The organism is Gordonia sp. VNK1, from assembly GCF_040049135.1.
GTDB lineage: Bacteria > Actinomycetota > Actinomycetes > Mycobacteriales > Mycobacteriaceae > Gordonia > Gordonia oleivorans.
Window position 1 is genome coordinate 35,229 of the sequence record NZ_JBDZDJ010000016.1, and the last position, 15,918, is coordinate 51,146.

General features: G+C 67.0%; 15 protein-coding genes. 7 read left to right on the forward strand and 8 right to left on the reverse strand.

Going from position 1 to position 15,918, the window contains the following annotated elements; all coding sequences use genetic code 11:
* Nucleotides 1-243 precede the first annotated feature (243 nt).
* Both ABLE94_RS18295 and ABLE94_RS18300 read left to right on the forward strand, forming a co-directional pair.
* A complete protein-coding gene (locus ABLE94_RS18295; protein ID WP_348805909.1) occupies nt 244-1,056 on the forward strand; it encodes a shikimate 5-dehydrogenase in 813 nt (270 codons plus the stop codon).
* A gap of 151 nt (nt 1,057-1,207) precedes the next feature.
* A complete protein-coding gene (locus ABLE94_RS18300) occupies nt 1,208-2,542 on the forward strand; it encodes a glycoside hydrolase family 183 protein (protein ID WP_425476240.1) in 1,335 nt (444 codons plus the stop codon).
* A gap of 5 nt (nt 2,543-2,547) precedes the next feature.
* Here ABLE94_RS18300 and poxB read toward each other — a convergent pair whose 3' ends face one another.
* The 3 genes from poxB to ABLE94_RS18315 all read right to left on the reverse strand — a co-directional run bounded on the left by poxB (nt 2,548) and on the right by ABLE94_RS18315 (nt 5,887).
* Complete coding sequence (poxB, locus tag ABLE94_RS18305) at nt 2,548-4,281, reverse strand: ubiquinone-dependent pyruvate dehydrogenase (protein WP_348805907.1); 1,734 nt, start codon at nt 4,279-4,281, stop codon at nt 2,548-2,550.
* A gap of 10 nt (nt 4,282-4,291) precedes the next feature.
* Nucleotides 4,292-5,416, reverse strand: coding sequence for a baeRF11 domain-containing protein (locus ABLE94_RS18310; RefSeq protein ID WP_348805906.1), 1,125 nt, complete (start codon nt 5,414-5,416; stop codon nt 4,292-4,294).
* Nucleotides 5,417-5,497: 81 nt separating this feature from the next.
* Entirely contained in the window at nt 5,498-5,887 is a 390-nt protein-coding gene (locus ABLE94_RS18315; protein ID WP_348805905.1) for a hypothetical protein, read from the reverse strand.
* A gap of 33 nt (nt 5,888-5,920) precedes the next feature.
* Between ABLE94_RS18315 and mug the strand changes: the two genes are divergently transcribed.
* Nucleotides 5,921-6,499, forward strand: a complete 579-nt coding sequence (gene mug, locus ABLE94_RS18320; RefSeq protein WP_348805904.1) for a G/U mismatch-specific DNA glycosylase — start codon at nt 5,921-5,923, stop codon at nt 6,497-6,499.
* Nucleotides 6,500-6,524: 25 nt separating this feature from the next.
* Here the strand turns inward: mug and ABLE94_RS18325 are convergent, their stop codons facing one another.
* The 4 genes from ABLE94_RS18325 to ABLE94_RS18340 form a co-directional block, all read right to left on the reverse strand.
* On the reverse strand, nt 6,525-6,824 hold the full coding sequence (locus tag ABLE94_RS18325; RefSeq protein ID WP_348805953.1) for a DUF503 domain-containing protein: 300 nt from the start codon (nt 6,822-6,824) through the stop codon (nt 6,525-6,527).
* 7 nt (nt 6,825-6,831) lie between these two features.
* Nucleotides 6,832-7,659, reverse strand: coding sequence for a polyphosphate kinase 2 (ppk2, locus tag ABLE94_RS18330; protein WP_348805903.1), 828 nt, complete (start codon nt 7,657-7,659; stop codon nt 6,832-6,834).
* An 84-nt stretch (nt 7,660-7,743) separates the two neighbouring features.
* Complete coding sequence (locus ABLE94_RS18335) at nt 7,744-8,733, reverse strand: malate dehydrogenase (RefSeq protein ID WP_348805902.1); 990 nt, start codon at nt 8,731-8,733, stop codon at nt 7,744-7,746.
* Nucleotides 8,734-8,837: 104 nt separating this feature from the next.
* Nucleotides 8,838-9,377 (reverse strand): META domain-containing protein, encoded by a 540-nt coding sequence (locus ABLE94_RS18340; protein WP_348805901.1) that lies wholly within the window; start codon nt 9,375-9,377, stop codon nt 8,838-8,840.
* A 53-nt stretch (nt 9,378-9,430) separates the two neighbouring features.
* Between ABLE94_RS18340 and ABLE94_RS18345 the strand changes: the two genes are divergently transcribed.
* Nucleotides 9,431-10,573, forward strand: a complete 1,143-nt coding sequence (locus tag ABLE94_RS18345; RefSeq protein WP_348805900.1) for a hypothetical protein — start codon at nt 9,431-9,433, stop codon at nt 10,571-10,573.
* Here the strand turns inward: ABLE94_RS18345 and ABLE94_RS18350 are convergent.
* Nucleotides 10,567-12,066, reverse strand: coding sequence for a hypothetical protein (locus ABLE94_RS18350; RefSeq protein ID WP_348805899.1), 1,500 nt, complete (start codon nt 12,064-12,066; stop codon nt 10,567-10,569). The genes ABLE94_RS18345 and ABLE94_RS18350 overlap by 7 nt on opposite strands.
* A 152-nt stretch (nt 12,067-12,218) precedes the next feature.
* Here ABLE94_RS18350 and secA2 point away from each other — a divergent pair, with 152 nt between their 5' ends.
* From secA2 to gcvH, 3 genes are all read left to right on the forward strand, one after another.
* A complete protein-coding gene (gene secA2 / locus ABLE94_RS18355) occupies nt 12,219-14,771 on the forward strand; it encodes an accessory Sec system translocase SecA2 (protein WP_348805898.1) in 2,553 nt (850 codons plus the stop codon).
* A complete protein-coding gene (locus tag ABLE94_RS18360) occupies nt 14,768-15,400 on the forward strand; it encodes a CDP-alcohol phosphatidyltransferase family protein (protein WP_348805897.1) in 633 nt (210 codons plus the stop codon). Before secA2 ends, ABLE94_RS18360 begins: the two co-directional genes overlap by 4 nt.
* A gap of 64 nt (nt 15,401-15,464) precedes the next feature.
* The gene (gcvH, locus tag ABLE94_RS18365) at nt 15,465-15,869 is read left to right on the forward strand and encodes a glycine cleavage system protein GcvH (protein WP_348805896.1); all 405 of its coding nucleotides are present in this window, start codon (nt 15,465-15,467) and stop codon (nt 15,867-15,869) included.
* Nucleotides 15,870-15,918 lie beyond the last annotated feature (49 nt).

The window sequence follows — 15,918 nt, forward strand, 5'->3', positions numbered from 1 at the left end:
GGGCCGCACGGCCACAGAAATGTTGTGGCCGTGGGGAGTTCCAGCCTTGCCTTACGAGGCCTCGACACGACCTCCGTTTCGACGGGGCTCAACGCGGCGGCTGGCGCTCCGGTCGGCTCGACCACCGGAATGGGTCGGCTCGACCACCGGGACGGGACCTCGACCTCGACAAGCTCGGCCCGGCGGACAAGCTCGGCCCGGCGGACACGACTTCCGCCGGCGCTCCTGGGATAGCCTGAGTCGGTGCCAATCCTGAACAAGGACATGACGCTGTGCATCTCCCTGGCCGGGCGGCCGTCCAACATCGGCACCCGGTTCCACAACTACCTGTACGACGAGTTGGGGCTGAACTACATCTACAAGGCGTTCACCACCGACGACATCGCCGGCGCGATCACCGGGGTCCGCGCGTTGGGCATCCGCGGGTGTTCGGTGTCGATGCCGTTCAAAGAGGCCGTGATCCCGCTCGTCGACGACATCGCGGAATCGGCATCGGTCATCGAGTCGGTCAACACGATCGTCAACGACGGCGGGCGCCTGTCGGCGTCGAACACCGATGTGGAGGCGATTGCCGCGCTCATCGTGGACCACGAACTCGATTCCGACGCATCGGTTCTGGTTCAGGGTTCCGGTGGCATGGCCAAAGCAGTGACCGGAGCATTCCGCAACGCCGGATTCGCCGATGTCACCGTCGCCGCCCGCAACGAGGTCGCAGGCAGTGCCCTCGCGGACAAGTACGGCTACCGGTACATCCCGGCACCAGTCGCCGGACCCGACATCGTCGTCAACGTCACGCCACTGGGTATGCGGGGTGCCGACGCGGAGGTGCAAGCCTTCGACGGCGACGTCATCGAAGCCGCGCGGGTTGTCTTCGACGTGGTGGCCTTTCCGTCCGAGACTCCGCTGATCGCCGCCGCACGCGCAGCCGGCAAGGCAGTGATCACCGGTGCCGAGGTGATCGCGCTGCAGGCCGCGGCCCAATTCGAGAAGTACACCGGGGTCGCGTTGACGGCCGAACAGGTGGCCCGGGCGTCGGAGTTCTCGCGGGCCGAGTGAGCAGCACCGTCACAGCTGGTTCCAAGCTGAGACACAATCGTGACCGCGTCGACCGGGGCTGGTGTTCTCCATCTGATCTGATGTCACACCAGTAACATCAATCACTTCCGTCACGGCCTACCGCTGTGTCGGGGCTGGGAGACGACACCGGATGACTCGACGGCGGATCAGGCCCACTCGGGTGATGGCGTGTGCGCTGACCGTGTCCGCCACGATGGTCGGCGCGTCACTGCTGGGCACCGGGACCGCCGCTGCATCCCCGTGTGGCAACGCGTCCTCCGGGTCGAGTGGATCCAGTGGATCGTTGGACCTGGGTTCACTGGGGGGCCTGGGGTCGGGGAGTTCGTCGAATCCCAGCACCGGTCCGCAGGGTGCGTTGCCGATATATGCCACAAATGTCTCACGCACCGTTGCCTGGGTCACCGGCCCCCGCAGTCCGAACCTGACATTCAGCCGCTTCACGATTTCGGGCACCGATCTCGGGGTCAGCTGGGACAACGGCTACGGACAGACCCTGATGGCCTTCGGCGACACGTTCGGCGACTGCTCGGTCAGCGGTCAGCAGTGGCGGCACAATGTGTTGCTGCGCACCGACGACAAGAACCTGACGGACGGGATCACTGTGCCCGACGCGGACCCGACTTCCACGACGTCGGGCAGTGTGGTGACCGCCGACCGGCCGACCTACGCCCAGCAGCTGATCTCGGCAGTCGGCTTCCAGGGCGTCGAGGTGACCACGATCCCCACCGCGGCCATCTCGCTGCCGAGACCCGATGGCCCCGGTTTCCGGCAGTACATGAACTACATGTCGGTGCGGTCGTGGGGCTCGGCCGGGAATTGGGTGACCAACTTCTCGGCGATCGCCTACTCCGATGACAACGGTCAGACGTGGACCACCGACACGGACACCATCCTGATCAACGCGCCGGTCGACTTCGAGTTGCCTGAAGGCTGGCGGCCACTGGATACCAACAACGGCAAGTTCCAGCAGAACGCATACTTCCGCGGCCATGGAGCCGACAGCGAATGGGTGTACCAATTGGGCACGCCGAACGGCCGTTTCGGCGCCGCGTTCCTGGCACGGTTCCATCCCGACGACATTCTCGACCTGGACAAGTATCAGTACTGGACGGGCACTGGCGACGTATGGGTGGACACGATCCGCGAGATCCCCGAAGGCACGTCGCAGATCGTGCCGCCGCCGGTCACCGAGGTCTCGGTGTCGTGGAGTCCCTACCTGAACAAATACATCATGCTCGACGGGGACAACGGCATTCGGATTCGCACCGCCGACAAGCCCGAAGGGCCATGGAGTTCGGCCTTCACCCTGGTGGAGCCGGGCGCGGTGGTGCTGTATGGGCCGATGATGCTGCCCCAATCGCCGGCCTTGAAGGGTACGGGAAAAGAACTGTACTTCAACGCATCCCGGTGGAGCGACTACAACGTCATGCTGGTCCAGAGCGATCTGTCGAAGGTGCCGAAATAGCGCCGTCAGTCGAATAGCCGCCGGAACAGGTTGGTTTCGGCGAGGTCGACGAGTTCGTCGCCCCGGCCGGACAGCACGGTACGGATGGCATACAGAGTGAATCCCTTCGCCTGGGCCGCGGTGACCGTCGGCGGAATCGACAGTTCCTGACGCGCGGTGGCCACGTTCAGTACGGCCGGTCCGTCGTGGGCGAGGAACTCCTCGACGGCGGCCTCGAGATCGCCGGGTTGCTCGACCCGTCGTCCGAAGATTCCCATCGATGTCGCCATCGCAGCGAAATCCGGGTTCTCCAAATCGGTTCCGTAGTTGACGAATCCGGCGGCCTTCATCTCGACCTCGACGAAGTTCAGTGACGAGTTGTCGAAGACGACGACCTTGACCGGCAACCGGTTCTGGGTCAGGGTGATCAACTCGCCCAAGAGCATGGTCAGGCCGCCGTCGCCGGCGAGCGCGATCACCTGCCGCCCCGGGAACGCGGCCTGGGCACCGATGGCCTGCGAGAGGGCGTTGGCCATCGAACCGTGCGTGAACGAACCGATCAGCCGACGCGAACCGTTCATCTGCAGGTAGCGCGCCGCCCAGACCACCGGTGACCCGACGTCGGGGATGAACACCGCATCGTTCGCCGCGTGGCGGCTGAGCAACGTGGTCAGGTACTGCGGGTGGATCGGTGTCTTGCCATCATCGACGGCCAGGTCATCCAGTGCTGCACGGGTTTTGCGGTAGTGATCGCGTGCCGCCTGCAGGTGGTCGGACGATCGGGCGCCGCTCAACAGGGCAGTCAACGCGGGCAGTGTGTCGGCGACGGTGCCGACGAGAGGGACGTCGACGGGGGTCCGTCGGCCGATCTTCTCACCCCGCACATCGAGCTGGATGATGGTGGCCTCGGACGGATAGAACTGCTGATAGGGGAAGTCGGTGCCCAGCATCACCAGGGTGTCGCATCGCTCGATCGCACGGTACCCCGAGGAGAAGCCGAGCAACCCGGTCATCCCGACGTCGAAGGGATTGTCGTACTCGACGAACTCCTTGCCGCGCAACGCATGCACGATCGGCGCCTGCAGGGTCCGGGCAAAATCCAGCAGAGCGGTGTGGGCCCCCGCCACCCCGGCGCCGGCGAGGATCGTCACCCGCTCGGATTGATCGAGAAGTCCTGCGACCCTGCGTAGTTCGTTCTCGGGTGGGGTGACAACGGTGGGAATGGCGCGGATCGGGGAACCGGACCGGCGTCCTGACGACTTGGCCAGAAAGATCTCGCCTGGCACGATCAGCACGGCGACACCGCGGGTCTCGACGGCGGTGCGCAACGCGATGTCGAGCAGTCGAGGCATCTGCTCGGGCGTCGACACCATCTCACAGAACGAACTGCATTCGGCGAACAGTCGCTCCGGGTGGGTTTCCTGGAAGTAGCCGCTGCCGATCTCCGGTGCCGGGATGTGCGCGGCGATCGCGAGCACCGGTACTCGCGACCGGTGCGCGTCGTAGAGTCCGTTGATCAGGTGGAGATTGCCCGGCCCGCAACTGCCGGCGCAGACCGCGAGCTCACCGGTGAGCGCGGCATCGGCGGAGGCCGCGAAAGCGGCCGCCCCCTCGTGGCGGACGTGGACCCAGTCGATCGAGCCGTCACGGCGCAGCGCGTCGGTGAAACCGTTGAGCGAGTCGCCGGGGATTCCGTAGACCCGAGTCACCCCGGAGCCCTTGATGGTCTCGACCAGATTGTCAGCGACGGTGGACGCCATCGAATTCCTCTCAGGAGAGCGGATAACGGAGCGCGGCAACGGCGACGCCGTTCCACAGGGAGTTCGTGATCTCCGCGTCGCGCACGGCGACGACCTCACCTCCGCGATCGAGGACGGTGATCACGATGGAGGACAGCACGTCGTATCCGTTCTCCGCACGCGTGAGGGCGCCGGTGGTGGGATCGACGGAGCCGAGCACGTCGACGGTGAAGTCGTAGACGAGGGTGGCCACGGCGCCGTTCGACGCGGCCCGGCTGATGTCGTCGAGGTCGGTGGCCACCAGACCAGCCGACGTGCCGTCCGAGATCCGTTCGAGCAGTGCATTGTTCGTGGCCGCGTTGAGATCGGGTAGCTGTGCGCGGATCGCCGTGTCGACCTGATCGGCGCGGAGTTCGTCGGGTGCACCGGGAACGGCGATCACATTCCGCGCGCTCTCGGCGTTGCGATACAGATCGAGCAACGGGTCGGTCGCGAAGAGGAACAGCGGCTGGGTGCGTCCGGGATCCCGCTGGGCGAGTTCGGTTTTCACGGCGTCGGCGACCCGCCGCGCATACTGATCGAGTAACACCTTCTTGCCCTCGTCGCCGACCAGGCGACGCACGTGTCCACGGTCGCGAATCGTGGCGCGATGAGTGGCGTCGGCGGCGTCGGTACCGTAGTCGCCGGTCAGTTCCATTTCGGTGGCGACCGTGGTGGCGGTGGCCTCCCACAGGTTCCACCCGTTGGCCGAGAGGGTCAGCGCGTAAGCCGACTGCGGCGACACCACCGCGCGGACCAGTTGACCGAGGTCGAAGCGGGAGCCCACCTGCATCTGGTTCTCGAGATGATTGGGCAGGACGAACAACTCCCAGGTGTCGGGTGTGAGGAAGATCGCCACCGACCGGGAAAGTCGCGACCACGCCTCATCGGTACGCACCTTCTCCCACTGGTCACGCAGGGATTCCTCGGCGGCATGGCGAATTCCGTCGTCGCGCAGTGTCCGGACCGCGCGATCGAACGCACTTTTCGCCGTCAGATAGCTGCCGTCACGACCGTCGGGCGCCGGGGATGTCTCCGCGTAGATGGTGATCGCATGGTCTCGGTCCGTGCCGAGTTCGCGCAGCGTCGCGAGGGTGGGGAGTTCGTATCGGGCCATGTCGTGTCCGTCCTTCGTCGGTCGTCCGTGTGTGGCGTGCTTCCCACTGTAGACATCCGCCGTGGGCCGATGTGTCCGATTTCAGCGGGGCACCGCCGAGGGACCGAGGACCGAGGCTCCCAATTCGCCTACTCGCCTGCGTAATTCGCGATCCGCGGTGACAACGGTGACGGCCGCGTCGGGATTGCCACGCACCACGTCGACGATGGCGTCGTCACCGGATCCCGACGCATCGATCACCTCCACGCCCTCGGTCGGGTGGACGCCTCGTGCGCGGCCCTCGGCCACCAGCACGACGTGGAGTGGGCCCGCCAGTCCTGCGAGTCCGGTCACGGCCACCGGTTCCAGCGCGTCGCGCAGACGCTCGGTGGCACCGCGCCGATCCCGCCACCAGCCGTCGGGCACCGACCCCACCACATTGGCGGCGTCCACGACGAGCACCCGGCGAGCGGCATTTGGGTCGGCGACCATGCTGTCATCCAAGCACCCGGCTACCGTCGGTGTGTGGGCTACACCAGATCCGAATTGCTCGCCTACCGCGGTGTCGAGATCGACGACCTGATCGGCCCGGGCTGCCGGTTGCTGTTCGTCGGGATCAACCCCGGGCTCTGGAGTGCGGCGACCGGTGCGCATTTCGCGCGGCCCGGTAACCGCTTCTTCCCGGCACTGGCCCGGGCGGGGATCGTCGACCACGTCATCGACGCGTCCGACGGTATGAGCCCCGACGACGCGGCGCAGCTGCTCGGCCGCGGTATCGGTATCACGAACGTCGTGGCGCGGGCGACCGCCACCGCCGCGGAGTTGACGCGCGCCGAACTCCGCAGCGGCGGTGCGGCGCTGCGGGATCGGGTGCGTCGCATCCGGCCCCGGGTGGTGGCCGTCGCCGGCATCACCGCATACCGCGACGCCTTCGGTGACCGACATGCGCGGCTCGGCAGACAACCGTCGGACTGGGACGGAGCTGCGGTCTGGGTGGTTCCCAATCCGAGCGGACTCAACGCCCACGAAACCGTCGACTCGCTCGCGCGGGCGTATCGGGAGGTCGCCGTCGAGGCCGGAATCCTCGAGCGCTCGCCCGACTGAACCGCACGTAGCGGCATTCGGCGGGTCACTCGACGTCGTCGGAGCGGATCACCCGGATGCGCGCCGACAGCAACTGGACGTCGGGTCGCGCGGCCGCATAACGCTCCACCGCCGCGAGGACTTCCACCGCGTGTGCGTGGTCGCCGGACACCACCGACACGCCGATCACGGTGCGGCGATGGACATCTCGATGATCCACCTCGGCGACCGACACCGAGAAGCGCTGCCGGATCTCGGCGATGATGGGTCGGATCACCGACCGTTTGTGCTTGAGAGAGCCGACGTCGCCGAGGAGATAGTCGAACTCCGCGAACCCGATCCACATTCTCGGCTCAGACATCGCCCATCAGAGTCGAGACATGGTTGGGCACGTACTTCGACAGCGATCGCGGTGGCCGGTGATAATTGCCGGTCTCGATCGGTTTCTTGGGTAGCGACACCTTGGGCAGCGGAACCTCGTGATAGTCGATGGTCGAGAGCAGATGCGACATCATGTTCAGCCGTGCGTGTTTCTTGACGTCGGACTCGACCACGTACCAGGGGCTCATCGAGGTGTCGGTGTGGACCATCATCTCGTCCTTGGCCCGCGAGTAGTCCTCCCACCGGTAGACCGATTCGAGATCCATCGGACTCAGCTTCCACTGCCGTACCGGGTCGTTCATCCGGCCGCGGAATCGACGCAACTGCTCCTCGTCGGATACCGAGAACCAGTACTTGCGCAACAGGATTCCGTCGTCGATCAGCATCTGCTCGAAGATCGGGGTCTGGCGCAGGAACCGGGTGTGCTCCTCCGGGGTGCAGAACCCCATCACCTTCTCGACGCCGGCGCGGTTGTACCAGGACCGATCGAACAGGACGATCTCACCGGGGGCCGGGAGGTGGGCCACGTATCGCTGGTAGTACCACTGTCCCCGTTCCCGATCGGTGGGCGCGGGCAGCGCCGCCACCCGCGCCACGCGGGGACTCAGATACTCGGTGATGCGCTTGATGGTGCCACCCTTACCCGCCGCGTCGCGGCCCTCGAAGATGACCACCACGCGCGAGCCGGACTCGCGGACCCACTCCTGGAGCTTCACCAACTCGGTCTGCAGGCGGAACAACTCGGCCTCATAGACCTTGTTGGAGATCTTCGTCTTGTCCGACTTCTCCTTCTTTGCCATGGGGGACAGGATAAGCCGCGCGCGGGTTCTGTGGGTGCGGGACGGCGCGACGTGCCCGTCACACTCGGACGGGTGTGGCCACGGCTACGACGACAGCGCGGCCACCGCGTCGAGCTCGGACTGCAACTCGGCCACCGAGGCGTCGATCCGGGCACGAGAGAAGTCGTTGATCTCCAACCCTTCCACCACTTCCCACCGACCGTCGACCGCCCGCACCGGAACCGAACTCACGATGCCCTCCGGGATGCCGTAGGCGCCCGTGGACGGCAGCGCGGCCGATGTCCAGTCGCCGTCCGGTGTTCCCAGGACCCAGTCGTGGACGTGATCGATGGTGGCGTTGGCGGCCGAGGCCGCCGACGACGCACCCCGCGCCTCGATGATGGCGGTACCGCGTTTGGCGACGGTCGGGATGAACTCGTCGACCAGCCACCGTTCGTCCTCGGCGACCTGTGCACCCGACACGTCACCCACCTGGGCATGGAAGATGTCGGGGTACTGGGTGGCGGAGTGATTGCCCCAGATCGAGACCCGGCTGATCTCACGCACCGGGGCACCGGTGTGCCGCGCGAGTTGGGCGATGGCACGGTTGTGGTCCAGTCGGGTCAGGGCGGTGAACCGTTCGGCGGGGACATCCGGGGCGTGCGCCGCGGCGACGGCGGCGTTGGTGTTGGCCGGATTTCCGACGACGATGATGCGGATGTCTTGTGCTGCAACCTCATTGATCACCTTGCCCTGCTCGGCGAAGATCGCCGAGTTCGCGGCCAGGAGATCGGCTCGCTCCATGCCCTTCGAGCGTGGCTTGGCGCCGATGAGCAGCCCGAACTGTGCGCCGTCGAAGGCCGATCGCGCGTCGTCGAAGATGTCGACCGACTGCAACAACGGGAAGGCGCCGTCCTCGAGTTCCATCGCGGTGCCCTCGGCGGCGGTGACGGCCTGCGGGAGTTCGAGCAGACGCAGCCGGACGGGGCGGTCGTGTCCGAGCATCGCTCCGGCGGCGATCCGGAACAGCGACGCGTAGCCGATGCTGCCGGCCGCGCCGGTGACGGTGACGACGGCGGGGGAGAGTTCAGCCATGATGAAGTCCTTCTCTGGTGGAAAGTGATGGCCAGCGGGTTGTCGGTGGTTCGGTCGGGTCGGCGTGTGGGTCGGTTCAGGCGCGTGGTGTCAGGTGGGTGGTGTCAGTTGGGTGTTGTCTCGGTGAGGACCACGGTGGAGTCGGGGCCGGACAGCGTCAGGGTGGTCTCGTCACGCCGCCAGGTCAGCGGGCCGCGGGCGAAGTCCGAGAGCCAGGCGTCGGCGCCGTCTCGGGGTGGCGGGCAGGCCATCATCGTCGACGCGAGTTGACCGATGGTCACCGAATCCGGGCCGAAGTCGACGGCACCGATGTGTCGGTTGCATCCGGCGCCGAGCGCGATCCGGCCGGTGTCGGGGAACGCGACGGTCAACGGACCGCCGCCGGGAATCGGTCTCCCGGTCACCGACACCGAGCTGTAGGACGAGCCGGCGGGCGGGGGTGTCGGTGCCGCCGGTTCCTCGCCGGCATCCGGTCCCACGGCGATGGCGATCGACACCGCGGCCACCGTGATAGCGAGAATCGCCGCCATCGTCAGCGTCGCGCCGACCACTCGCGAACCATGCGTGGGGTTTCGCTGCGACGTGTCCGAATTTAGGGTGGGTGGAGTCCGATCGATGGGCGCGTTCGGGTCCTCGGTGCTCACGGGACACACGGTAGTCCAGTGACGGCGGTCGAACACGGTGGGAGGTGGCGAGGATGGTGTCGGTGACCGCTCGAACCGAGTACGTCCGCGGGGTGCATCAGGTCTGCTCCTATGGTGCCGCGGCCTCGCTCGTCGCGGGTCTGGTGGCGTTGGTGATGATGCCCGCTCTCGGTGCGTCGGGCCTCGTGACCGCGGGGGTGACCGCGGGCCTGGTGGTGGTGTCGCTGGCCGCGACCGCGCTGAGCCGGATGCTGCCCCGCGGCGCGGTGCTGCTCAGCGTCGACGGTGACAGCGTGTACTTCGGAACCGAGGAGCACGGTGTCACCAGCCGTGGACTGTCGCAGCTGGTGTCGGCGACGCTCGGGCCGGTGGCCACTCGCACCGAGATCGGCGGCCGCAACCTGCTGATCGGTGGAATGCGTTACCTGACAATGATCTTCACTACCGGCATCGACGCCGACGGGGATGGCCACGAGGATATCGAGCGGTGGAGTGTGGTGGTCGCCGACAGTGACCCGGCGGCCGCCCGCGCCGTCGAACGTCTCCGGGTGGCGGCGCCCGGAACCCCGTCGCGGATGGCCGACGGGGGCCTCACGCCGGCCGAATCGGCCTCGCCGGTGAGCCCGTCGGATTCCGAGGTGATCTCCGGGCCACGGATCGTCGACGCCGGGAGCGAGGACGCGGCCCGGCGACTGTGGGAGGAGACCACCCGGCGACACGACGACGTGCTCCGTGCCTACGGGAACTACGAGACCGACCCCGCGATGATGCTCGCCTATCCCGCCGTCACCGACGTCACCCTGGATCAGGTGCAGAACTTCCAACTCGCGCTGGAGAACGCGGATGCGCTGCGCACCGAACGGTATCCGGGGTCACGCGACCGCGCGGGTGCCTACCAGCGGGCGGTGGAAAGCCTGCGTCGCGCCTGGGTCACCTGTGAACGCGACGGCCGGCGCATCGGGACGAGGTATCTGCGGGCCGCCGACCAGGACGACATGACCACCGCGCTGCGCCTGTACCGGCACGCCCGGGGCGAGAACACCGAGGACGCGCAGGATGCCTACACCCGCGTCCGCACCATCGTCGGTGACCTGATCGATCGTGGGAGCCTGCACCCGCCGCAGGCCGCCGTCGCCGAACTCGATGCCACCGCGGGGGTGACGGCGACGGCGCCGCCGGCGTCGCACGGTCAGTGATACCCGGCGCGGAGGAACTCGCCGCGCAGGGTGTAGGTGCCCTCGGATCCGTCGGAATCGCCCATCGCGACCAGGATCACCGGCACCCCGTCGGAGCGGAAGTCGGTGGTGGCCTGGATGTCGAGGGCGTTGCGGTCGACCGGTTCGACCCGGCCGCGGACCATGGCCTGGCGCCGCACGGAGTCGAAGGTCGCCGCGGTCACGTCGTCCATCGCGAACCCCGGAGGCCGGTAATCCGAAGGGCGCGTGGTCAATTCGGGGAATCGCCCGGGTACCGCCGACACCTGCCCGTCGGTGGTGCCGGTGGCGAACTCGGCCAGCGCGCCGCCGCTGTTCTGAATCTGCCCGGCGTACATGATCGGCGTGTTGTCGGCGATGCCGCGGATCTCCCACCTCGTGAACACCGGCCCATCGGTCGGGATCCCGGCATCGGCGAGGGCGGCACGCAACACCGAAAACGCGTGGGTGAAGTCGCCCGGCTCGAAATACGACGCGACGTTGCCCTGCGGCGTGGCCTCGATGACGTGGTCATCGGTGATCTGCTCGGGATTCTCGAAGGTACCGGTGAGCAGCACGCCGTCGTCGGGTCTCGGTCGGGCCACCCGCAGATCGGAGAAGTCCACCGAGCCGGCGAACGCCTCGGTGCGACGCTCCATCTCGTCGGCGATCGCGGTCATGTTCGTCGCGGCGACCTCGGTCGCGTCGAAGGTGCTGCCGCTGCGCAGGGTCGTGGTCGAACGGCTCTGCCGCACCGTGTCGCCGTCGACCCACAATCCGACGGATTCACCGGTGCCCGGGTCGTAGATCTCGGCCCGATCCGAGCCGTCGGCGAAGGTCAGCGACAAGATGTTGGTCGACGCCGCCGGTCCGGACGCGGCGACGGCCGACAGCAAGCGGTCGCGGCGCTGATCCAGGGTCGTCTCGTCGCCGAGGCGCAACAGCGATCCCGGTGATCCGATCGGGGCGTCGACATCCCAGACCGCGGTCGGGATGCCGAACAGCACCGCGGCGCCGATGGTCGCGGCCACCGCCGGGTAGAGGAGGGCGCGGGTGCCGGGTGACGACGCGAAGCCCGGGGTCGCACCGCTGCGGTTCGGCAACTGCTCGGGTGGCAGCGTCGTCGTCGGGTCGGCGGCGACCGCGTCGAAATGCGCGCGCGACATCGCCGAGATCCAGCGGGCGTCGTATGCGGTGTCGTGGCGCGGCGTGATGTGTGCGGTCACCAGCGTGGGCTGGTCGTCGCCGGCGGCGAGGGTGCTGCGGGTCAGTGCCGAGACCTCGATGGGTACGGCGTCCTTGGTGACGCCTCGTCGGAACAGTGGCAGTTCGGATGTCCGGGTGGCGCGCGGGATGAGGGCCACCCCGGCGATCACGAGGGGAACGCCGACGACGAGAGCGGCCCACCACGGGTTGAACGCACCCAGACCGATGCCCATGGCGAGGATCGCACCGGCGACCGCCGATCGGATGACACGCACCGTGATCCGGTTCATCGCAGTCCTCGCAGGTCGCGGCGTGGCGGTCGAGAAGGGTCCCGGACGGATACCGGTGTCGAAGATGATACGGCGCCTCTCGCCGCCGTAGGGGTGCCGCGTACCGTGGACGGCGATTCTTTCTCGAGATCAAGTGGCAGGAGAGATGCTCGGTGGGAAAGCTGACCAACAGCATGTGGCGTTTGCTGGGAGCCCAGAGTTCACGCAATCAGTCCAAGTCGCTCGGCCTGCTCAAGGATGCCGATGCCCACACCGAGTGGGCCGCCGAACTCGACAGTGCCGACTTCCGGTCCGAGGGTGAGAAACTCGACATCGGGTCCGACGCCGGCGACCGGGCCAAGTTCCTCGCACTGGCGCGCGAGGCCGCCGACCGAACCCTCGACATGCGTCCCTTCGACGTGCAGCTGCAGGGCGCCCTGCGACTCCTCGAGGGTGACGTCATCGAGATGGCCACCGGTGAGGGCAAGACCCTTGCGGGTGCGATCGCGGCCGTGGGCTACGTGCTCGAGGGGCATCGCGTCCACGTCATCTCCGTGAACGACTATCTCGCCACCCGCGACGCCGAGTGGATGGGTCCGCTGTTCGACGCATTCGGCATCGTGGTGAACGCGGTGTCGGAGAACTCGTCCCGGGACGAGCGCAAGCGCGCCTATGACGGCGACGTCGTCTACGGCTCGGTCAACGAGATCGGCTTCGACGTGCTGCGTGATCAGCTCGTCGTGTCCGCCGATCAGCTGGTGTCGCCGATCCCCGACGTCGCGATCATCGACGAGGCCGACTCGGTGCTCGTCGACGAGGCGCTGATCCCGCTCGTGCTGGCCGGCTCCACCGACGTCGAGGTCCCCGACGCCGCCATCCACGACGTGGTGGCACGCATGAAGAACAAGCACTACGAGGTCGACGTCGATGGCCGCAATGTGTCGCTGACCGACGAGGGGGCGGCCTTCGTCGAGGAGGAACTCGGCGGGATCAATCTCTACGACGAGGAACACGTCGGCACCACCCTCGTCCACGTCAATGTCGCGATGCATGCGCATTACCTGCTCGAGCGCGACGTCCACTACATCGTGCGCGACGGCGGCGTCCACCTGATCAACGCCTCCCGCGGCCGGGTCGCCCAGTTGCAGCGGTGGCCCGACGGCATGCAGGCCGCGGTGGAGGTCAAAGAAGGTCTGGCACAGACCGATTCCGGTGAGGTCATCGACACCATCACGGTGCAGGCACTCATCGGGCGCTACCCGAAGGTCTGCGGCATGACCGGTACCGCCATCGCCGCGGGCGAGCAGTTCCGGCAGTTCTACGATCTGCGCGTCTCCCAGATCCCGCCCAACACCCCCAACGTCCGCGAGGATCTGCCCGACCGCGTCTACGACACCAAGGCCAACAAGGTCGAGGCCGTCGTCGCCTACGTCAAGGAGATCCACGAGACCGGGCAGCCGGTGCTCATCGGCACCCACGACGTCGCCGAGTCCGAGGAACTCGCCTACTTCCTCGACAAGGCCGGGGTGTCGTGCGTGGTCCTCAACGCGAAGAACGACGCGGAGGAGGCCAAGATCATCGCCGAGGCCGGCGCCCGCGATGCGGTGACCGTGTCGACGCAGATGGCCGGCCGCGGCACCGACATCCGGCTCGGCGGTTCCAGCGACGACGAGGATGCACGCGAGGAGATCGTCGAACTGGGCGGCCTGTGCGTGGTGGGTACCGGACGCCACGACACCGAACGGCTCGACAACCAGTTGCGTGGGCGCGCGGGACGGCAGGGTGACCCGGGGACCTCGGTGTTCTTCAGCAGCCTCGAGGATCCCGTCGTCACCCGCAATCTGTCCTTCAAACGGGATCCGGTGTCACAGTCCGAGGACGGCTTCATGGGGGCCAAGGGCATCGACCTGATCGAACAGGCGCAACGCGTCGCCGAGGGCGTGATGCTCGAACTGCATGCCAACACGTGGCGCTACAACAAGCTGGTCAACCAGCAGCGCGAGATCGTGGTGAAGCGGCGCATGGAGATCCTGACCACCGATACCGCGGTGAAGGAACTGCGAGATCTCGAACCCGAGCGATATGCGGTCCTGACCGGTACCGCCGAGAAGAAGACCGGGGACGAGAAGAAGACCGCGGACGAGAAGAAGACCGCGGACGAGAAGAAGACCGCGGACGAGAAGAAGACCGCGGACGAGAACAAGGCCGGGGACGAGAAGACCGCGGACGGGTCGACCGGCGACACGGCGATCGCGGAGGACACCGCGACCGACGAGTCGGCCCCTGACACTTCGGCCGACGAGTCGGCCTCTGACACCGAGGCCATCGAGGGCACCGACTGGGCCCCGGTCGAACCGATCGACGAGAAGGTCCTCGAACAGGCCGCGCGCGAGATCATGCTCTATCACCTCGACCGTGAGTGGGCCGATCATCTGGCCTTCGTCTCCGACGTGCGGGCGAGTATCCACCTGCGGGCCATCGGCCGGGAGAGCCCGCTCGACGAATTCCACCGGCTCATCCTCGAAGAGTTCGGGGAACTGCCGGAGCGTGCGATCGAGAAGTCCCGCACCACCTTCCGCGATGCCGTCATCACCGCCGACGGCGTCGACCTCGGCGCCTCCGATCTGCATCGGTCGACGATGACGTGGACCTACATGGTGCACGACAACCTCTTCGCCTCCGGTGGTGCCAAGACGCTGCAGGGAATCATCGGCATCTTCCGGTGACCTCCAGGGGAGTGCGCGACGATTCGGCACCGGCCACCGACGCCGGGTTCTTCACCGTCCCCAATGCGCTCAGCGTGCTCCGGCTCGCGCTGATCCCGGTGTTCGTGTGGGTGTTGCTGGTGGTCAAGGCAGAGGGCTGGGCCTTCGTGATCCTGATGGTCTCCGGTTTCTCCGACTGGCTCGACGGGAAACTGGCCCGACTGCTCGGACAGTCGTCGCGGATCGGGGAGTTGCTGGACCCGGCCGCCGACCGTCTGTACGTGGTCGTGATCCCGATCTGCTTCGGGCTGCGGGACTTCGTGCCGTGGTGGCTGATCGGCGTGATCATCGCGCGTGATGTGCTGTTGTTCGCGACCGCGCCGCTGCTCCGATCACGGGGACTGGTGGCGCTCCCTGTCCTCTACGTGGGCAAGGCGGCCACCTTCGCGTTGATGAGTGCGTTCCCGTGGTTGCTTGCCGGACAACTGGATTCGGTGATCGGCACCATCTGCTACCCGATCGGCTGGGCCTTTCTGATCTGGGGCGTCGGAATGTATGTGTGGTCCTTCGTCCTGTACTGGGTGCAGACCATCATGGTGATGCGGACGATGCCGTCCCTGCGCCACGTGCATCCCGATGCGACGGGCTAGAGTCTCGACTGACCTGAAGTTCCCGACTGACCTGAAGTTCCCGACTGACACGAAAGGGGCACCGGTGACCGATACCAATGTGCCGGCCGAGTTGACCTACACCCCCGAACACGAATGGGTGCGCAAGGTGGCACCGACGACGGTGCGCATCGGCATCACCGACTACGCCCAGGACGCGCTCGGCGACGTGGTGTTCGTGCAGCTGCCCGAGGTGGGTTCGGAGGTCGAGAACGGGGAGTCGTTCGCCGAGGTCGAGTCGACGAAGAGTGTCTCGGATATCTTCGGTCCGCTCAACGGGACGATCGCCGCGGTCAACGAGGAACTCGAGTCGACCCCCGATCTGGTGAATTCCGAGCCGTACGATTCGGGGTGGCTCGTCGAGATCTCGGTCGATGATGCTGGGGCGCTCGATGCCCAACTCGCCGATCTCCTCGACGCCGACGGATATCGGCAGGTCATCGAGGGCTGATCGGTTCCGGGTGGGCCGCATGCGCGGAGAAGGGAACGGGAAACGGCCC